16 protein-coding genes are annotated in these 18,209 nt (G+C 68.2%); 8 read left to right on the plus strand and 8 right to left on the minus strand.

All coding sequences use genetic code 11. From position 1 onward, the window contains the following. Nucleotides 1-10: 10 nt before the first annotated feature. Nucleotides 11-889: an NAD(P)-dependent oxidoreductase gene (locus FF100_RS15330; protein WP_139036536.1), complete on the minus strand. Its 879-nt coding sequence runs from the start codon at nucleotides 887-889 to the stop codon at nucleotides 11-13. A 176-nt stretch (nucleotides 890-1,065) separates the two neighbouring features. Between FF100_RS15330 and FF100_RS15335 the strand changes: the two genes are divergently transcribed. Beyond that, complete coding sequence (locus tag FF100_RS15335; RefSeq protein ID WP_139036538.1) at nucleotides 1,066-1,926, plus strand: LysR family transcriptional regulator; 861 nt, start codon at nucleotides 1,066-1,068, stop codon at nucleotides 1,924-1,926. A gap of 51 nt (nucleotides 1,927-1,977) precedes the next feature. Here FF100_RS15335 and FF100_RS15340 read toward each other — a convergent pair whose 3' ends face one another. After that, nucleotides 1,978-2,556, minus strand: a complete 579-nt coding sequence (locus tag FF100_RS15340) for a DUF308 domain-containing protein (protein ID WP_139036540.1) — start codon at nucleotides 2,554-2,556, stop codon at nucleotides 1,978-1,980. A 197-nt stretch (nucleotides 2,557-2,753) separates the two neighbouring features. On the opposite strand from FF100_RS15340, the gene FF100_RS15345 reads away from it, so the two are divergent. Further along, the gene (locus FF100_RS15345) at nucleotides 2,754-3,644 is read left to right on the plus strand and encodes an AraC family transcriptional regulator (protein ID WP_139036542.1); all 891 of its coding nucleotides are present in this window, start codon (nucleotides 2,754-2,756) and stop codon (nucleotides 3,642-3,644) included. A gap of 81 nt (nucleotides 3,645-3,725) precedes the next feature. Here FF100_RS15345 and FF100_RS15350 read toward each other — a convergent pair whose 3' ends face one another. The 5 genes from FF100_RS15350 to FF100_RS15365 form a co-directional block, all read right to left on the minus strand. Next, entirely contained in the window at nucleotides 3,726-4,721 is a 996-nt protein-coding gene (locus tag FF100_RS15350) for an OmpA family protein (protein WP_139036544.1), read from the minus strand. Between the two features lie 64 nt (nucleotides 4,722-4,785). Next, a complete protein-coding gene (locus FF100_RS37870; protein ID WP_281287290.1) occupies nucleotides 4,786-5,859 on the minus strand; it encodes a hybrid sensor histidine kinase/response regulator in 1,074 nt (357 codons plus the stop codon). A gap of 12 nt (nucleotides 5,860-5,871) precedes the next feature. Next, nucleotides 5,872-6,447: a hypothetical protein gene (locus FF100_RS37875; RefSeq protein ID WP_246102088.1), complete on the minus strand. Its 576-nt coding sequence runs from the start codon at nucleotides 6,445-6,447 to the stop codon at nucleotides 5,872-5,874. Nucleotides 6,448-6,626: 179 nt separating this feature from the next. Then, the gene (locus FF100_RS15360; protein WP_139036546.1) at nucleotides 6,627-7,271 is read right to left on the minus strand and encodes a LuxR C-terminal-related transcriptional regulator; all 645 of its coding nucleotides are present in this window, start codon (nucleotides 7,269-7,271) and stop codon (nucleotides 6,627-6,629) included. 776 nt (nucleotides 7,272-8,047) lie between these two features. Next, nucleotides 8,048-8,278 carry a hypothetical protein gene (locus FF100_RS15365; RefSeq protein WP_139036548.1) on the minus strand — a complete coding sequence of 77 codons (231 nt, stop codon included), beginning with the start codon at nucleotides 8,276-8,278 and terminating at the stop codon, nucleotides 8,048-8,050. A 292-nt stretch (nucleotides 8,279-8,570) separates the two neighbouring features. Between FF100_RS15365 and FF100_RS15370 the strand changes: the two genes are divergently transcribed. The 3 genes from FF100_RS15370 to FF100_RS15385 all read left to right on the plus strand — a co-directional run bounded on the left by FF100_RS15370 (nucleotide 8,571) and on the right by FF100_RS15385 (nucleotide 13,680). Next, complete coding sequence (locus tag FF100_RS15370; RefSeq protein ID WP_139036549.1) at nucleotides 8,571-9,869, plus strand: HlyD family secretion protein; 1,299 nt, start codon at nucleotides 8,571-8,573, stop codon at nucleotides 9,867-9,869. Continuing rightward, nucleotides 9,866-12,010 (plus strand): peptidase domain-containing ABC transporter, encoded by a 2,145-nt coding sequence (locus FF100_RS15375; protein WP_139036551.1) that lies wholly within the window; start codon nucleotides 9,866-9,868, stop codon nucleotides 12,008-12,010. Before FF100_RS15370 ends, FF100_RS15375 begins: the two co-directional genes overlap by 4 nt. A gap of 365 nt (nucleotides 12,011-12,375) precedes the next feature. Further along, nucleotides 12,376-13,680: a PQQ-dependent sugar dehydrogenase gene (locus FF100_RS15385; protein ID WP_139036555.1), complete on the plus strand. Its 1,305-nt coding sequence runs from the start codon at nucleotides 12,376-12,378 to the stop codon at nucleotides 13,678-13,680. A 175-nt stretch (nucleotides 13,681-13,855) separates the two neighbouring features. Here the strand turns inward: FF100_RS15385 and FF100_RS15390 are convergent, their stop codons facing one another. Beyond that, complete coding sequence (locus FF100_RS15390; protein ID WP_139036557.1) at nucleotides 13,856-14,809, minus strand: LysR family transcriptional regulator; 954 nt, start codon at nucleotides 14,807-14,809, stop codon at nucleotides 13,856-13,858. A gap of 127 nt (nucleotides 14,810-14,936) precedes the next feature. On the opposite strand from FF100_RS15390, the gene FF100_RS15395 reads away from it, so the two are divergent. The 3 genes from FF100_RS15395 to lhpI all read left to right on the plus strand — a co-directional run bounded on the left by FF100_RS15395 (nucleotide 14,937) and on the right by lhpI (nucleotide 17,859). Then, nucleotides 14,937-15,266: a nuclear transport factor 2 family protein gene (locus FF100_RS15395; protein ID WP_139036559.1), complete on the plus strand. Its 330-nt coding sequence runs from the start codon at nucleotides 14,937-14,939 to the stop codon at nucleotides 15,264-15,266. Beyond that, nucleotides 15,263-16,051 carry an SDR family oxidoreductase gene (locus tag FF100_RS15400; protein ID WP_139036560.1) on the plus strand — a complete coding sequence of 263 codons (789 nt, stop codon included), beginning with the start codon at nucleotides 15,263-15,265 and terminating at the stop codon, nucleotides 16,049-16,051. Before FF100_RS15395 ends, FF100_RS15400 begins: the two co-directional genes overlap by 4 nt. A 116-nt stretch (nucleotides 16,052-16,167) precedes the next feature. Beyond that, entirely contained in the window at nucleotides 16,168-17,859 is a 1,692-nt protein-coding gene (gene lhpI / locus FF100_RS15405; RefSeq protein WP_139036561.1) for a cis-3-hydroxy-L-proline dehydratase, read from the plus strand. The last annotated feature ends 350 nt before the right edge of the window (nucleotides 17,860-18,209 follow it).

Below are 18,209 nucleotides of genomic sequence, written 5' to 3' on the forward strand. Positions count from 1 at the left end.
TCTCCTCGTTTCAGGCGGATGCCGCCGCGCTGTCGCCGCCGCGAACCGTCATGTCGGCCATGATCGACCAGTCCTTCTCCCCGAGGCCCGCCGAGACGGCCTTGCCGAGGCCCTCGCGAACCGCGTCGAGCATCGGGAGCGTGCGTCCGATCTCGCGGCCGGCCTCGGTCGCCAGGCGCATGTCCTTGAGGGCGAGGCTGGCCTTGAAGCCCGGCTCGAACGCTCGTTCGGTGATCTGCGCGCTGTAGCTCTCGTAGGCTCGGCCCGAGAACAGGGTGCCCAGGATGAGTTCGAAGAACTCCGCGCGGTCGAGGCCGACGCTCTCGGTCAGCACGACACCCTCGGCCATCGCCTCGATCGCCATGGCGATCATCATGTTGCAGGCGAGCTTTGCCGCATTCGCCCGGGCGGGGTTCTCGCCCAACGTCCAGACCTTCTTGCCGAGGGGGGCGAGCAGCGGATGAACCGCGGCGACAGCATCGGCCTTCCCGGCCGCCAGGATGTTGAGCTGGCTGCTCGCCGCAACGCTCGGGCGGCCGAGGACCGGGGCGGACACGTAGCCGAGGCCGGCCTCGGCGTGCAGGCGCTCCAGTTCGCGCGCGAAGGCGACCGAGATCGTCGACGTGATGACATGGACCAGCCCCGGTCGCGCGCTCGCCAGCAGGCCGGCCTCGAGGATCACCTCCCGAATGGCCGCGTCGTCGGACAGCATCGTGAAGACGGCGTCAGCCTCGAAGGCCTCCGCCGCGTGGTCGACCAGCGTCACCCCGGGAACGCGCTCCCGAGCGACCGTGCTCCGGTTCCAGGCCCGCACGTCGTGGCCGGCCCTCGCCAGGTTGAGCGCCATGGCCGAGCCCATGCTGCCGAGACCGATGAATCCAATCTGCATGATCCGTCTCCTGTCGTTCGGATCAGAGCCGAGAACGGGCCGCCCGGGGGAATCGTCGGGCCGCAGCCCGCGCCCGCGAGCCGGCCCGTGGCGATGGCCGGAATTTAAATGGTCAGATTTGTTCGTTAACTGACAGAGTTGCACTCCCGGCGTTCAGTTTCGTACAGGTGGTCGCGATGGAATGGAGCGACGTCAGAATCTTCCTCGCTGTCGCGCGATCCGGCACGCTCGGCGGCGCCGCGCGTGCGCTTCACACCAGCCATCCGACCGTCGGCAGGCGGCTCCGCGCCCTTGAGCAGGCGGTCGGTCACACGCTGTTCCAGCGCACGGCGGACGGTCTCGTTCTGACCGATGAGGGTCACGGGATCATCGCGCTGGCCGAGCAGATGGAGGAAGGCGCGCTCGCCATGGAGCGCCGGCTCGCGGGGCAGGAGCAGAACCTCACAGGCAGCCTCCGCATCTCGTCGGCGGACTGGTTCGGGGCCTACGTCCTCCCGCCCATCCTGGCGGATTTCGCGGAGGCCTGCCCCCATGTCGACGTCGAGATCCTGACCGGCACGCGCCTGTTCAACCTCGCCCAGCGGGAGGCCGACGTCGCCTTTCGCATCGTTCCGTTCGACACCGCCGACGTCGTTCAGCGGCGGCTGTTCAGGCTCGACTACGGCGTCTACATCGCCGAGGAGGCGGCGGATCCCCCATACGGCGACGGGACCGGCTTCCGGCTGATCACGCACGACACCTCCACCGGCCATTTCCCCGACATCGCGTGGCTCGTCGAGAGCTTCCCCAACGCGCGACCGGCGCTCAGATCGAACAACCGCAACGTCCAGGGACGCATGTGCCGGCACGGCGTCGGCATCGCCGTCCTGCCCCGCGTGGTCGGCGATCAGATCCCGGGCATCCGCAGGCTGGACATGCCGACGCCGCCACCCGCGCGAGACATCTGGATGGGGTATCACCGCGACCTGCGGCGTCTTCAGCGTCTTCGCGCGTTCATCGCGACCGTGTCGAAGCATCTCGTGAACGCGACCGCGTGATGCCGACGCGAGACGATCCAGGTTCGAGCGTTCCGCCAGCGCCGTGCAGGATCAGGCGGTCCGTTCCGCGGCGTCTTTCCGCGCCTGCACAACGGTCAGCCACACGGCCGAGACCAGGAAGTAGAAGGCGCCGAAGGCGGCGTAGGGGGCGATGTCCGTGATCCCGGGTGTCGCGGCACCCTTCGCCTTGACGATGAAGTGGGCGCCCGCGAGGGCCGACTGGGCTCCGCTCAGCGCCATCGCCCATTGGGCCCCGGCCTGCCAGCGCCGCAGGCCGGTCGCGAGTTGCAGCAGGCCGGAGAGGACGGCCCAGGCCCCGAACACCGCCAGCACCGCGTGCGGGCCCCATCCGAGCGCGACCGCCACCGCGACGGCGACGACGGTGCTGGCCGCCGCGTTGAGGGCCTGGCTGGGATTGGCGGCCAAGCCGCCGCTGCGCCGCGCATCGACGACGTTGGCGAGTGCGTCCCAGGCGGGATAGGCGACCAGAAGCGCCGCCGCGGCCGGCGGCACGGCCGGCCCGACGGTGAGGGCGGCCGCGACCCAAGCCACTGACACCCCGGCACGGAGACCGTAATAGGAGCGCAGCCAGCGCGACGTGTCGCGGCCCGTTTGTTCGATGGTCGTCATCGGTGGTCCTTTCGGGGGTGCGGCGCGGCGGAGGAGTCGGAGTCCGGGCAGGCCCGTGTTCCGTGGGGATCGGGGCGACGGGCCATCACGCGGCGGACCCGGCGAGGCGAAGGCCGGGCGTCGTGAAAGCGGCGTCCTGTCAGTGAGATGCGCGTCGCTTCGGAAGGACTGTTTACGATCGGACGCCGATGGCACCCATGACCGGATCACTGGAAAACTTGACCGTTCATCCGGACGGCGGGCCGGACCCGGCCTCCGGCGACCTGCTCTCGCACGTGCTGGCGCAGATCCGGCTCACCGGGGACCATGTCCGGTCGCATGTCGTCGCGCCGTCGAAGGGCCTGGACCTCGAAGCCGGCGCCGCCAATGTCCTGGTGGTCGCCGACGGCTCGCTCGACGTCGTGGACGAGGCTGGGGAGCGCGTCGCGATCGACACCGGCGATCTCGTGCTTCTGCCCCGCGGGCTCGGAGGATCGAGGCTGGTGGCCGCCGCCTCGCACGCCTCGGTGATCGTGTGCCGGTTCTGGTTCGATCCCCACTCTCTTCGCGGCATGATCTCGGCGCTGCCCGGGCGCATCCACATCCGGCACGCCGAAGGAGCCGGATGGCTCGACGGCATCGTCCCCTTCCTGATGCTCGAGGTGACCGACGACGAGCCCGGCGCGGCCCTGATGATCTCGCGGATCATCGACGTCATCGTCATCCGCACCCTGCGGACCTGGGTGCAGCGCGGGCACACCACCGGATGGCTCGGAGGGCTGTCCGATGCCCGCATCGCCCGGGCGCTGAAGGTCATCCACGAGCGACCGCTGCCGCGTTGGAGCGTCGAGGCCCTGGCCGAGGTCAGCGGCATGTCCCGGTCGAGCTTCTGCGAACGATTCGCCGCGCTCGTCGGACGCTCGCCCCTGCGCTACCAGAACGAGTGGCGGCTCACGCTCGCCCGGGACATGCTGGTCGCCCGCGAGGCCCGTGTCGGCGAGGTCGCGCTGCGCGTCGGCTACGAGTCCGAGGCGGCGTTCAGCCGTGCTTACAAGGCGATGTTCGGCCATCCCCCGAGGGACGAGCCTGCCCCGCCGAGCGGGCCATGATCGCAGATGGCACCGATAGCCGCCGGGGTGGGAGGCGGCAGGCAGAGTCGGCGACCGATGAGAACGAACTCCACGACGTCCCTACTTCTCCACCAGTTCTACCCGGCGGTTCCTGGCGCGGCCGGCCTCGGTCGCATTGCCGGCGACCGGGGCATAGGGACCGACGCCGCGGGCATGAAGCCGGCCGGCTTCGATGCCGAACCGGCTCGTCAGGGCCTTCGCCACGGCGGCGGCCCGCGCCTGGGACAGGGTGACGTTGTGCTCGAGCGACCCCGACGTGTCGGTATGGCCGACGATGTAGACCTGCCGGGCGGCATCCCGCTTGAGCAAGGCGGCCATCTGGGCGAGCGTCGCGTCGGATTCAGCCTTCAGGGTGGCGCTGTCGGTCTCGAACTGGATCCCGTCGAGCGCCACGTGGCCGAACGACGCGAGGCCGTCGCCTATGGCCTTGGCATCGACGACGACCTGGCCACTCTTCATCGCGCGGGCCTCGACGATCTGGAGCAGCACGCCAGGCTGCAGGGCGCCGTCCTGGCTCACGAGCAGGGAGACGTCGACTTGTCCCTCCGGGCGGGTCAGCCGGGCGGTCAGGGACCGCACGTTGCCGTTGGTGGCGTCGAGGAGGTCGATCCGCAGGTTGAACAGGTCGCTTCCCATGGCCCGGTTGACCGGGTCGGCGAGGGCGGCGGCGAAATCGAAGCCACCGCACTCCTCGGTCTCGCAGCGAAACGCCACCTGGAAACCGGCTGAGGTCAGGGTGCGCTCGTAGGTGCGGAAGACCTCCAGGGCCGATTTTCCCTTAGGAGTAGCGTAGGCGATGCTCGTCACCTGCCCCTCGGAGGTCATGCTCCGGGCGAACCGGCTCTTCTGGTTCGTATCGTAGGGGCCGAGCGGCAGGGTCAGCGCGGCGAAATCCTGCTGCCGGTAGCCGACGATCACCGCCCCGGCGAAGCGCGAGACGATCGGGCTGTCCTTGCTGCCCTTCACGTCCGTCGTCGGCACCTCGACGGCGAAGGCCGGCATCGCGACGACGGCGGAGAGACAGACGAACGCGAGTCTCTCGAAACGTGAGGACATGGCCGCACTCCTTTCACGGCGGGAGACACGAGGGAACCCGGGCGGCGCCGGCCGCATGCCCGCGTCAGGGCGCAAGCGAGCCGCCCCGCCCCGCCGTGCCTTTGGCCAGCATGCTCTTCGCAACGACGACGGAACGCAGCTCGGCCGGGCGGACGGGCTTCGACAGGATCGGCATGTCCGGCGCACCCAGTTCCTCGCGCACCCGCGCCTCGTCGTGGCCGCTGATGACCACCACGGGGACCTCGTGCCCCGCCAGGCGCCGCACCGCCGCGATGCATTCGGCCCCGGTCACGCCGTTGCCGAGATCGAAATCCGTGACGAGGAGGTCCACGGCGGCGATGGAGGCGGGAATGCCCGGCTCGGCCTGGACCTCGCAGCCCCATCGGCGTAGCAGGCTGGCGGTCGCGGACAGCACCGCCTCGTCGTCCTCGATCAGCAGCACCCGCAGGCCGCGGACCGCGGCGGGCGGGTCGAGACGGCGCCACTCGCCGTCGAGGACCGGCCCCCGCACGGCCGGGAGGTTGCCGAGGGTCACGCAGGTGCCCAGCCCCGGGACCGAGCGGAGCGCGACCTCGACGTCCAGGATCTCGCCGAGGCGGCGCACGATCGGCAGGCCGAGGCCGACCCCTTCGAGGTCGCGGTCGCCGCGCTGGCGGACCTGGTAGAACTCGTCGAAGATCCGGGCCTGGTGCTCGGGCGGAATGCCGGGGCCGCGATCGTAGACCTGCACGGCGAGCCGGCCGTCCCGCTGGCGCCGGCAGCCGATCAGGATCGGCCGGCCGGGCGCGTACTTGATGGCGTTGTTGACGATGTTCTGGAGCATCGTGGTGAACAAGGCTCGGTCGGTATGCACGGCGGCGCGGCAGGGCCGGCAGCGCAGGGTGGTACCGGCGAGCTGGGCGGCCTCAGAATTCTGCCGCCGCACGTCCTCGACGATGTCGCCGATCGCCACCGGCTCGAAGCGGGGGCGGACCTTGCCGCTGTCGAGGGTCGAGATGTCGAGGAGCGACTTGAACAGCCGCGACACGCTCTGGAGCGAGCGGTCGATGTTGTCCACCATCCGCACTTCGTCCGGCCCGAGCCGGCCGTCGCGCAGGCAGGCGGTGAACAGGCTGATGGCGTGGATAGGCTGGCGCAGGTCGTGGCTCGCCTAGGCGAGGAAGCGCGACTTAGACAGGCTCGCCTCCTGCTCGCGCGCATAGGCCCCGCGCAAGCGCTCGAGCAGGCCGTAGATGTAGGTCGGCACGAGGAGCGTGGTCAGGACCAGCGTCGCGACCATGAACGGGTTGTCGCGCCAGTAGGTCGAAAAGCCCGTCGTGACGGCGATCGACGACAGGGCGGCGAGGGTCGAGAGCTTGAGCGAGGCCGCGCCGTAGCGCAGCCCGTTGCCGACGATCATCCGCAGGACGATGGCGTAGAGCGGCAGGAACGGCGCCCCGCCGATCGACATCGTGTAGGTGATGCCCACGATGTCGAGGACGAAGGCGAAGGCGCGCCGCCGCCGGTTGTCGCTCGGATGCCGGGAGATCCAGGCATAAATCGCCGCCGTGACGAGCCAATGCGCCGTCACCAGGCCGGCGACGATGCGCAGCTCCGGCGGGCCGATCCCGGCGAGCGCCTGGGGCACGACGTAGAGGCTCACGCATCCGATGGCGACGAGGCGGATGAGGGTTTGCGCCTTCTCGTTGTCGGCCTTCTCGCCCGGCCCGTGTCCCAACCCCGTCATCGCCCGGTCGCCGCTCTCCCGCCTGGCCGAGTTTCATCCGACTTCGTCATGGCTCCGGATCCGCCCACCCCGCACCGACTGCCACAGGCCTCGCCGGAGCGACATTAGGGCAGGTGTACAGGGCAGGCGTGCGATCCGCTCGCGGGGCCGCGCCATGCACCGTCGCGCATGCTGACGTCTCACACGTTCAGGAGACCACTCAGCCCGGCATTGGCCGCCTTCGCGGCGGCAGCGGCGCGGGAGGTGACGTCGAGGGCGCGCAGGAGCGCGGAGACGTGGATGCGGACGGTGAAGGGCGAGATGTCCAGCTCGCGGGCGATCTCCTTGTTGGTCCGCCCCTGCGCGACGAGGCGCAGGACGTCGCGCTGGCGCTGGGTCAGGGGCGGCAGGCCGGTCGGGGCCAGGGACAGTTCCGACCGGGGATTGCGCCGGATGACGAACTCGCCCTCGCGCACTGCCGCGATCGCCCGGGCGATCTCCGACGCGGGCAGCGACTTGGCGATGAAGCCGTCGGCGCCCTCGGCCATGACGGTGCGGATCAGGGCTTCGTCCTCGATCATAGACACGACGATGATCGAGGTCTTCTGGAATTCCTCGCGCAAGCCGCCGATCGACCGCTGCGGGTCGAGGCCGGGAAACAGCAGGTCGAGGAAGACCGCCTGCGGCGGCGGGCCGGACCGGGCGAGAGCCAGGACCTCCTCCATCGTCTCGGCCTCCCATACCGGCGCGCGCGGGTAGAGCCGCTCGGCGATGTGCCGCATGCCCTCGCGAAACAGCGGATGGTCGTCCGCGACGATGACGGCCTCGCTCGCTCGGACGGTCATTCCAGTGCCGATCGCTTCATCGCAAGCGCCCTTCCCGCGGTCGCGCCGGGAGGGCCGTGATGCACACGGAACCCAGATACGCATACCGCAAGGACGCGTCCTCGAGCCCCATAGGACATCCGTACTGGTATGCCGGTTCCTAGCGTCTGTCCAGCAACCTCTCACAGGGTCATGACAGGTGAGAGACCCGTACTTTCGAACAATTTGAATCTCATTCTCGTCCCCTGGTCGGCGCAGAACGTCGAGGCGGCCTGGAGATAATGATCGTGGGGCTCGGGAATGCGGCGAGTGCCGGATCGCGAGCACGCAATTCTTGAGCGCCAAACTCAGGCGTGCACATTCATCTTCGGGAGGACGGACCCGCGGCGGTCTCGCAGCGTCCCGACCGGAGGTCCTGTGGGCCGGCATCTGGAAGGCAAAGGCGCCGGCCGAGAGAACGGTCCGTCTCCGTGCCGGGAGGGTGATGGCGCATGCCGGACAGGAGCGGGGCGCCGATGCGCGCGACGCGGCCTCGTCGACCATCGGGACGACGGACAATGACGCTCGTGCCGCGCCATCCGGTCTCGCTGACGAGCGCAGAGAAATGCCGAGGACGGCAAAGGACAAGCTTATCGGGGAGCCGATCATCCTCGCGGTGAGGACGTCGAGGATCCCCACCATGGATCGAGGGGGCTTTCCGCCCCCTCGCGCTCGCATGGATTTCCGCGAGCGTCGTTCGTGCCCCTTGGTAATCTCAGGGGCCCACCTGAGTGATCAGGGACCGACTCGGCAAGGACCTACTTGGCCCAATAGCTCCCGCTGCCGAACGGCGTGCTCCAGAAGTTGTAGCTGGCACCACCCGCGACAGGAAGCTCGCCGACCGAGAAACTTCCGACCTGGAATTCGAAGCCGACGACCTTCCCCCCGTTCCAGTAGAGCTTTCCGCCGCTGACGTCGTCGAGCTCGTGCGGCTCCAGCTCGCGAACGGGGGCCCGGTCTTCCGTAGCGCAGTGTGGCGCGTTCGACATGATCCAACTCCTGGTCCGATCGAATGAGAAAAAGTCTGCCGTGCCTGTTTTGACAACCGACGCCTGCAGACCGTGTTCGACCTAAGCAAAGCGCCAATCCCTCTGCAATAACACACCTGTGCTAGTCGAACGTCTCGCGCGTCTGCCTTACGAAGGCTCGTCGGATAGGTCGGTACTAATGCGCAGAGAATGAGTGTGTTTCCGTTCGATCGAAGAGAGGTCTTTTTTCCGGGCGGGGGCCGGGACGGACGAGGAACCGTCCCGAGGCGGTGCGGAGCATGAGGCCTCGGGCATGACGCATCCCCCCGGCGCGGGATCGCTCTTCCGGCCTGAATCCGTCGAGAGCCGGCGGGATTCCTGGCTCGGGCATCCGCGCGTCATCCGCTTGATGCCGGTCACGGGCTTCGCCCTCGCCTCGCTCGTCTTCGCCATCGCTATCCTGGCGTTTCTCGTGCTCGGCCAGTACACGCGGCGCGTGCCCGTCACCGGCCTCGTGCTGCCGCCCGACGGCCTGACCCGGCTCGCAGCCCCTCAAGCCGGCTGGATCTCGGAGATCACGGTCACGGAGGGGCAGCATGTCCGGCGCGGGGACGTGCTCTATGCCCTGCGCGTCGACAGCACGACCTCGCTCGGCGACACGCAAGGGGCGGTGGCCTCCGTGCTGCGCGCCAAGCGCGACGAGCTGCAGGGCGCGCTGGAACGGCGGGAAAAGCTCGATCTCGCCGAGAAGCGGGGTCTGACGGAGCAGGCCGACCATCTCGACCGCGAACTCGCCGAGATGGACGCGCAGGTCGGGATCCTGGATCGCTTCGCCGGCGAGTTGGAGATCATGGCCCAGAGGCAGCAGAAATGGCTCGATCGCGGCCTGAGCCGGTCGGCCGACTATGAGAGCCGGCTCCAGGCCTACAACGCGCAGAAGGCTCAGGTCCTGGCGCTGCGGCGCGAGCGCCTGCAGACCGAGGGGCGCCTGAACGAAATCAGGACGCGGCTCGCCAGCTTCGATCTCCAGAGCCTGGCCAGGCGGAGCGAGATCCGCCAGCAGATCCTCGATCTCGACGGCCAGATCTCCGAGAGCGAGGCGCGGCGCGAATTGCGCATCGAGGCGCCGCGCGATGGGTTGGTGACCGGCATCAGCGCCTCGGCGGGCCAGGCCGTGGCGGCGGGCGCCCCGCTCCTGACGATCGTGCCCGCCGGCAAGCCGCTCGTCGCGCAGCTCCTGGTGCCGAGCAGCGTCATCGGCTTCCCGCGGGACGGCGCGCGCGTCCTCCTGCGCTACCGGGCCTTTCCCTACCAGAAGTTCGGCCAGTATCCCGGCCACATCGTCTCGGTGTCCCGCGCCAACCTGCGGCCCGAGGAGGTCGCCCAGATCGCGGGCGGTACCGGCAGCGCCGCCGGCCCGACCCTTTATCGGGTGACGGTGGCGCCCGACCAGCCTTTCGTCCGCGCCTATGGCCACACCGAAGCGCTCCAGCCGGGCATGCAGGTGGACGCGCATCTCCTGGGCGAGACGCGACCGCTCTACCAGTGGATCCTGGAGCCCCTCTACGGCCTGCGCGCGACGATTACCACCTCGCCCGGACCCGCCTCATGACGTCGTTCGACCAACGCCTGCGCACCGCCCTCCATCTCGGGCGGTCGACACCCGTGATCCTGCAGGCGGAATCGGCCGAGTGCGGCCTGGCCTGCATCGCCATGGTGGCGGGCTTCCATGGTCATCGCCTGGACCTCGCGGCGGTCCGGAGCCGCTACGCGATCTCCATGAAGGGCGCGACGTTGCGCGATCTCATGCGGGTCGGCACCGAGCTCCGCCTGAGCACCCGCGCCCTGAAGCTCGACATCCCCGATCTGCCCACCCTGCGCCTGCCTTGCATCCTGCACTGGCAGCACAGTCATTTCGTCGTCCTGACCCGGGTCGGACCCCGCTCGGCGGTGATCCACGATCCCGCCTTCGGGCGCCGAACGGTGCCGCTCGCCGAACTCTCGGCCAAGTTCACCGGGATCGCCCTCGAACTCTGGCCGACGGAGCGGTTCGAGCGGAAGCAGGAGCGTGCGAGCATCTCGGTGGTGGATCTCGTCCGCCGCACGTCGGGCCTCGGGCGCGCGGCGCTCCAGATCCTGGCCATCTCCGTTCTGCTCGAAATCACCGTCCTGGCGATGCCGATCGGCTTCCAGCTCGTGCTGGACGAGGTCGTGGTGGCGGCCGATCCGAATCTCCTGACGCTGATCTGCATCGCGCTCGTGCTCCTCCTGGTGCTCCAGGTCGCGGCGGGCTTCGCGCGCACATGGGCGACGATGCTGATCGGCACCAACCTGATGATGCAGTGGAAGGCGGCCCTGTTCGACCGGCTGGTGCGCCAGCCTCTCGGCTTCTTCGAGAAGCGCCATGTCGGCGACATCGTCTCGCGCTTCGGCTCGCTCGACGCCATGCACCGCACGCTGACGACGCGGGCCGTGCAGGCCTTGCTCGATGGGGTCATGAGCCTGACCCTCGTCGTGATGATGGGGCTCTATGGCGGCTGGCTGCTCGCGCTGGCGCTCGTCAGCGTTGGTCTCTACGTGCTGCTGCGGGTCCTCGCCTACGCGCCCTACCGGGAGATCTCGGAGGCCGCCATCGCCCATGGGGCGATGGAGAGTTCCCATCTGATGGAGACGGTGCGCGGCATCGCCAGCGTGAAGACCCTCAACCTGGAATTCTGGCGCCGCGACACCTGGATCAACCACATGGCGGAGCGGCTGAACGCCGAGCTGCGCGTCCAGCGGTTCGACGCCTGGTTCCAGGCCGCCAACACCGCGTTGTTCGGGCTCGACCGCATCGCGATGATCTATGTCGGCATCCTGGCCGTTCTGGGGGATCGCCTGTCGGTCGGCATGTTCGTGGCGTTTCTCGCCTACAAGGACCAGTTCGCCACCCGCGTCGCGACCTTCGTCGAGACGATGCTGCAGTTCCGGATGCTGTCGCTCCATGGCGAGCGGCTCGCCGACATCGCCCTCAGCGAGCCGGAGGCGCGACAGGACGGCGTGCCGATCCTCGCGGGCGCGCAGGCGCGCGCGGCGAGCCGGCTGGAGGTGCGCGACATCCATTTCCGCTATGCCGATGGCGAGCCCGACATCCTGTCCGGTCTCAGCTTTTCGGTCGAGCCGGGCGAGTGCCTCGGCATCGCCGGCCCCTCCGGATGCGGGAAATCCACGCTTCTGAAGATCCTGGCAGGCCTCTCGGCGCCGAATTCCGGTCAGATCCTCCTCGATGGTCTCGCCCTGTCCTCGATCGGGCTTTCCGCCCATCGCGAGCGCGTCGGCTGCGTCCTGCAGGACGACAGGCTGTTCGCGGGGTCGATCTTCGAGAACATCGCGGGTTTCGACCCCGAGGCAGATCCGCAATGGGTCATCGCCTGCGCGCGCTTCGCCGCCATTCACGACCAGATCGTGCAGATGCCGATGGGCTACGAGACGCTGGTCGGGGATATGGGCAGCGTCCTGTCGGGGGGGCAGACGCAGCGGATCGTGCTCGCGCGCGCGATCCATCGCCGCCCCGGCCTCCTCCTCCTCGACGAGGCGACCAGCCACCTGGACCCGGCCAGCGAGCGGGCGATCAACGACGCCGTACGCAAGCTGCCCATGACCCGTATCATCATCGCCCATCGGGAAACGACGCTGGCCATGTGCGACAAAGTCCTGAACTTCGGCCGGGCGCGTGCGATCGTAGGCCGCAAGAGCGAGAATGCGGGTGCCTGAACGGGGTTTCCCCTATAAGTGATGGCTGGCACCGGCACGTCAGCCTGGTGATGCTGGTCTTCGCGGTGCTGGCGCGGGTGCGCCAGCGGGCCGACGGCCCGCCCCAAGAACCGGGCGAAGGGCCAAGCTCGCCCATGCCCTGGTCGCTGCAGGAGATCCGACCGGTTGCGACCCGGCTCGCGCAACGGTGCATCGAACCGCCTCTCGTCGTCGCCTGGTCATCGTGGCTGCGCGCTCACCGCGCCGCGACCCGCCAAGCTTACCTCAGGAGGCGGAGACAACTGTAATGCTAGGACCGATTCCGGCGGCCGTACCCAGCCCAGGTGCCTCCAGCCGATCAGGCAACAATCGTTGGGAGAGGGTCTTTGAACTTGTCGACTGCATTCGCACGCGGTGTTTCGTTGATCGGCGGAGCCGCGTCCAGGCTGCGGCGATTGCGCGACGGCCGCTACGAACCTGCCTGGGGCAGTGCGCCCGTCATTCCGACCGCGAAGCCGCAGGGCCGGATCATGACGCTGAAGATGCCCTCGGCACGCGGATGGTCACCGGGGCAGCTTCCGGTCGCGGCTCCCGGCCTGAAGGTCAATGCCTTCGCCACCGGGTTGGACCACCCACGCTGGCTTCATGTGCTCCCGAACGGGGATGTGCTGGTCGCCGAATCGTCCGGCGAGCCGCGCAAGGTCATGCGGCACCTGTTCGACCACGCCATGACCGCAACCATGAAGCGCGCCCGCGCCGCGGGGGTGAGTGCAAACCGCATCACGCTGCTGCGCGACACGGATGGTGACGGCGTGGCGGAGACGTGCGAGCCGTTCCTCACGGGCCTCAGCCAGCCCTTCGGCATGGCTCTCGTGGAGGACAAGTTCTACGTCGGCAACACCGACGGCATCGTCGTGTTTCCCTACGCCGAGGGCACCACCAGGATCGCCGGGCCCGGCCGCAAGCTGGTGGATTTCAAGCCGGGCGGCCATTGGACACGCAGCCTGCTGGTCAGCGCGGACGGGACGAAGCTGTATGCCGGCGTCGGCTCGCTGAGCAACATCGCCGACGATGGCATGGCGGTCGAGGAGGGCCGCGCGGCCGTCTACGAACTCGACCTCGCCAGCGGCACGAGCCGCATCTTCGCCTCGGGACTGCGCAATCCTGTCGGCCTCGCCTGGGTACCGAGCACGAACGTGCTGTGGACGGTGGTCAACGAGCGCGACGGGTTGGGCGACGAAACGCCACCGGATTATCTCACGTCCGTACAGGATAGTGGATTCTATGGCTGGCCGTACTCGTATTGGGGGCAGACAGTCGACGACCGCGTGCCGCAGGACGCCGCCGCCGTCGCCCGCGCGATCACGCCGGACTATGCGCTGGGCGGCCACACTGCATCCCTGGGTCTTTGCTGGATGCCGGCGGGAACGCTGCCCGGCTTCCCGGATGGCATGGCGATCGGGCAGCACGGCTCCTGGAACCGCAGTACCTTGAGCGGCTACAAGTTGGTCTTCGTGCCGTTCGAGAACGGACGCCCTTGCGGCCCGGCTCGCGACATCCTGTCCGGCTTCCTGGCGCCGGACGAGAGTGTCTCTTATGGCAGGCCGGTTGGCGTCACGCTCGGTCCCGATCAGTCGCTGCTGATGGCCGACGACGTCGGCAACGTGGTCTGGCGTGTGACCGGGGCCTGACTCCGGCCCCAAGGCTGCAAGGCCTTGGCCCTGGCCCGGTCGCTTGGCGCCGGGATGCCGGCGTCTTCGACGCTCCGAACGAGGTCTACGCCGCCTCTCCGGGTCTTCCTTACCATCGCATAAGGGAGGCTTATCGCTCCAGGAGCGCCGGATCCGCTACGAACAGCCGTTGAAACTACAGCGGTTGAACGTCCGTTGCTGGCGTTTCCCGACCTGTGGGCACCCATTGGGTCTCTCTAACCCCACTTAGCCGCGCGAAGTCGACGAAGGCCTTGAACGCGGCAGTCGGGTTGCGTCTGCTCGGATAATAGAGGCTCAAGGGTGCGAGAATCGGCGTCCAATCCTCGAGCACGCGCACAAGGAGGCCTGCCTCGATGTCGTCTCGAACATCTGCCTCCATCGCCAAAGCCAGTCCTACGGAGGCGAGGACGGCGGTGCGTGCGAGGCTTGCCTCGTCGAGGGTCATTGGGCCCTGGACATCGATATAGATCGACTCTCCGTCCTTCTCGAACGGCCAGCGGTGGATCGCGCCGTTGGGGAGACGGACACGGAGACAGGAATGCGCGGTGAGATCCTGCGGGACTACGGGCGTTCCCCGCGCTTCCAAGTATTCTGGCGTGGCGACCACAACATTGCGCCGCATGACTCCTAATGGAATTGCGATCATGTCGGCCGGCACAAGGTCGGAGCTGCGTATGCCGAGGTCGTATCCACCCGCGACGATATCCACCAGACGGCCCTCTGTGACGATATCGACGTGAACGTCAGGGTATGCGCGCAAGAATGGCAGGACAAGAGAAGAAATAATTTCCCTTGCTGCAGTCGGGAATGTGTTGATGCGCAATGTGCCCGAAGGCTCTCTCTGCTGAGAGCGTGCAGCATCCATGGCCTCGCGAATGCTGTCCAAGGCGGGTGCGACGTGCGCGACGAAATGCTGGCCGGCCTCAGTCAGAGAGACGCTTCGCGTTGTCCGGTTGAAGAGCCGCACGCCGAGCGTGCGCTCCAGTTTCCCGATCGCATTGCTCAGCGCAGTGGTCGAGACGCCGAGCTCCAGCGCTGAGGCCCGGAATTTCCCCAAGCGGGCGACGACGAGAACGGCTTCCAATTCCGTCAGGCTGCTCTGCACCATTGTCCCGGAATTCGTGATGGAACGTTCCGGATTGTCCTGCTTATCGCACCACCTGTCCACCTCTACCTTGGCTGTCACCCGCATTCGCTGCCGCTAAGGCCCGAGACCGTAGTCAAGAGGCAAGACCATGTCGCTCGATCTTCCTCCCCCCATTGCCGCGTATGTGGCTGCGAACGCCCGCTTGGACGTCGACGCCATGCTCGAACCTTTTGCTGCGGGCGCCGTCCTTCGCGATAACGGCACCGTTTATCAAGGGCATGCCGGACTTAGAACTTTGTTTGAAGAAGGGGTCGTCGCTGTCAGGGCGATTTTCACGCCGGACGCCGTTCGATACGAGAATGGTCAGGTCGTCGTCGAAGGTCCCGCCCATGGCGACTTCAAGGGCAGCCCGGTCCGCTTCATCTATCGCTTCACGCTCGAAAATCACGCCATCAAAGCCCTGGAGGTCACGGCATGACCATCAAAGCTGATTCGACCGAGTTCGCGGGCAAGCGCGTGCTTGTCAGCGGCGGCACCAAGGGTCTTGGCCGCGCTACCGTAGAACGTTTCCTGGCTGGCGGCGCTCGTGTCATCACCGCAGCCCGAGGAGCCGCCGAACCCATCGAGGGCGTCGAGTTCATCCAGGCGGATCTGACCACGGCCGAGGGTGGGGAACGCTTGGCCCACGCAGCCCTCGATCGCTTTGGCGGGATCGATATTCTGGCCCACAATCTCGGGGGATCGGCCATGCCGCCCGGCGGCTTTGTGGCATTGACAGACGACCTCTGGCTCTCGGAAATCAATTTGAACCTTCTCGCGACGGTTCGTCTTGACCGTCTCCTGATCCCGCAGATGGTCGAGCGCGGCAATGGCGCGGTGGTGCACGTCACCTCGACCCAGGCGGTGCTGCCCCTGCCCGAGTCCACCACCGCCTATGCCGCTGCAAAGGCGGCGCTGAGGACCTACAGCAAATCCATTTCCAAGGAGCTGGGTCCAAAGGGTGTCCGGGTCAACATCGTCTGTCCCGGCTGGATCATGACCGAGGGCGCTGTCGACCTGGTGAAGAACATGCAGGCTGCCAAGGGCGGCACGTTCGAGGAAGCACGGCAAGCTGTCATGGCCTGGATCGGCGGAATACCGATCGGACGCGGGGCCGAGCCATATGAGGTCGCCGACGTTATCGCCTACCTGGCCTCCGGTCGCGCCGCCGCCATCCACGGCGCGGAGATTGTGATCGACGGCGGTACAGTCCCAACCGTCTGATCACAGGCCCGTCCAGGCGTCGTCAGGTTTGCCCTCCTGTTCAGGGCAGGGAACGCTTACATGACGCTTATGCGAGGGGCGCAGCCATGAGCGCCGGAGGCGTTCGGATCAACCGCTTGAGCCATCACGACACGGCCCTGTCGATCCTGCCCGGCTCCGCAGAAGGACCCGTTGTCGCCCTCTCCGAGGCCTTGAGCTTTTGGGGCGGCGTGGACCCTCAGACAGGACGGATCATCGACGCGCACCATCCACAGCACGGCACCGAACTCGCCGGCGCCATCGTGATGATGCCGGCGAGCCGCGGATCATGCTCGGGCTCGGGTGTCGTCCTCGAATTGGCGCTGGCCGGTCGCGCCCCGGCAGCTCTCGTCTTCTCCGAACATGAAGACGTGGCGACGCTGGGTGCGCTCGTGGCAGTGGAGATGTTCGGCCACTCGCTGCCCGTCCTGCGGTTGCCGCGCGCCGCGTTCCTGGCCCTCGCCGGGAGCGTGTCGGCGCGGATCACCCCGGAGGCGATCCTCGCGGACGGCATGGCGATCCCGGTCGCTCCCGCATCCGAGGCGTCGATCGACCTTTCGGACGAAGACCGATCCATGCTGGCTGGCCGGAGGGGTGCGGCTGTCGCCCAGGCCATGCGCATCCTTGTCGCGATGGGCCGCCAGCAGGGCGCGACCCGGCTGACCGATGTCACGCGTGCTCATATCGACGGCTGCATCTATGCAGGCCCCGCCAACCTCGTCTTCGCCGAAGCCATGGCGTCCTTGGGGGGCCGCGTCCGCGTTCCCACGACGATGAATGCCATCTCGGTTGACCGCGGTCGTTGGGAACAGCAGGGCGTGCCGCCGGCTTTCGGCGTTCCGGCCGCGGCGCTCGCCGACGCTTACGTCGGGATGGGGTGCCGCCCGACCTTCACCTGCGCGCCCTACCTCCTCGACGATGCGCCGGCCAGGGGCGAAGCGATCGGATGGTCGGAGTCCAACGCGGTCATCTATGCCAACAGCGTCCTCGGCGCCCGAACCGCCAAGCATCCCGATTTCCTCGACCTGTGCATCGCCATCACCGGACGTGCGCCCCTTGCCGGGCCATTCCTCGATGCGGACCGTCGGGCTGGCCTCGTGATCGATGTCCACTGGCCGGACGGCGCGGACGCGGCGCTCTGGCCGCTGATCGGCTACCTCGCCGGCCATGTCGCCCGAGATCGGGTTCCGCTCTTGCGAGGGCTGTCCGAGGGCCATCCCGGCCGCGACGACTTGAAGGCGCTCTGCGCGGCCTTCGGCACGACGGCGGCGGCGGCGATGCTCCATATCGCCGGCGTGACGCCGGAAGCCGAGGGTGCAGCCTTGCCCGATGCGCCCCGCGCCGTCATCACCCGCGCCGATCTCGCCGCGGGATGGCGGCGTCTGAACGCAGGCCCCGAAGAGGTCGACCTCGTGGCGATCGGCAGTCCCCATGCCTCGCTCGACGAGTGCCGAGCGTTCGTCGAGGCGCTCCGTGGCCGACGCCGCGATCCCCGCGTCTGCGGGATCGTCACGGCGGGGCGGCAGGTCCTCGCAGCCGCCGAGGCCGACGGCACGCGGTCACGCCTTGCGGCCTCGGGCGTCGAGATGATCCCCGACCTCTGCTGGTGCTCGATCTCCCGACCCGTATTCCCGGCCCATGCCAGGACGGTCATCACGACCTCGGGCAAATATGCCCATTACGGTCCCGGCCTTTCGGGCTGCCTGGTGCGACTTGGTACGCTGACCGACTGTGCCAATGCGCTCGTCTCGGGCCGGGCACCGGTCTATGTGCCGGAGTGGCTGGCCTGATGCGGGCGCCCGGCCAAATCGCCCGGGCGCATCGTGCTGTGAACCGCTCGTAACCATTCCACGCGGTGTTGCGGTGGTGGCGGATGGAAGGTCCGCGTGGGGTCACATCCGGCTGGGGTTTGAGCCCCCGACACAAGGAGTGTGATCTCATACCTTCGCCCCGGGCCCAACGCGCCTTGGAAGCCCGGGCGGCGTCGAGAGCCGCCTCGGGGGCCAGGCAGGCGGAGGCGTTCACCTGCGGGTTGAACCGCTCGATGCGGGCGAGCGAGGCCTGCGCGGCCTCCACCGGCGAGGCCCGGCCCGCCGCGGAAAGGGTCGCGAGCTCGACGGCGTCCATGACGCCACGATCG

Source organism: Methylobacterium terricola (assembly GCF_006151805.1).
Taxonomy (GTDB): Bacteria; Pseudomonadota; Alphaproteobacteria; order Rhizobiales; family Beijerinckiaceae; genus Methylobacterium; species Methylobacterium terricola.

Excerpts from the sequence above, each read along its gene's own strand:
- FF100_RS15375 (WP_139036551.1), top strand. The coding sequence starts at position 9,866 with ATGACGTCGTTCGACCAACGCCTGCGCACCGCCCTCCATCTCGGGCGG.
- FF100_RS15390 (WP_139036557.1), bottom strand. The coding sequence starts at position 14,809 with ATGGTGCAGAGCAGCCTGACGGAATTGGAAGCCGTTCTCGTCGTCGCC.
- FF100_RS15335 (WP_139036538.1), top strand. The coding sequence starts at position 1,066 with ATGGAATGGAGCGACGTCAGAATCTTCCTCGCTGTCGCGCGATCCGGC.
- FF100_RS15400 (WP_139036560.1), top strand. The coding sequence starts at position 15,263 with ATGACCATCAAAGCTGATTCGACCGAGTTCGCGGGCAAGCGCGTGCTT.
- FF100_RS15370 (WP_139036549.1), top strand. The coding sequence starts at position 8,571 with ATGACGCATCCCCCCGGCGCGGGATCGCTCTTCCGGCCTGAATCCGTC.
- FF100_RS37875 (WP_246102088.1), bottom strand. The coding sequence starts at position 6,447 with ATGACGGGGTTGGGACACGGGCCGGGCGAGAAGGCCGACAACGAGAAG.
- FF100_RS15350 (WP_139036544.1), bottom strand. The coding sequence starts at position 4,721 with ATGTCCTCACGTTTCGAGAGACTCGCGTTCGTCTGTCTCTCCGCCGTC.
- FF100_RS15395 (WP_139036559.1), top strand. The coding sequence starts at position 14,937 with ATGTCGCTCGATCTTCCTCCCCCCATTGCCGCGTATGTGGCTGCGAAC.
- FF100_RS15330 (WP_139036536.1), bottom strand. The coding sequence starts at position 889 with ATGCAGATTGGATTCATCGGTCTCGGCAGCATGGGCTCGGCCATGGCG.
- FF100_RS15345 (WP_139036542.1), top strand. The coding sequence starts at position 2,754 with ATGACCGGATCACTGGAAAACTTGACCGTTCATCCGGACGGCGGGCCG.
- FF100_RS15360 (WP_139036546.1), bottom strand. The coding sequence starts at position 7,271 with ATGACCGTCCGAGCGAGCGAGGCCGTCATCGTCGCGGACGACCATCCG.
- FF100_RS15340 (WP_139036540.1), bottom strand. The coding sequence starts at position 2,556 with ATGACGACCATCGAACAAACGGGCCGCGACACGTCGCGCTGGCTGCGC.
- FF100_RS15365 (WP_139036548.1), bottom strand. The coding sequence starts at position 8,278 with ATGTCGAACGCGCCACACTGCGCTACGGAAGACCGGGCCCCCGTTCGC.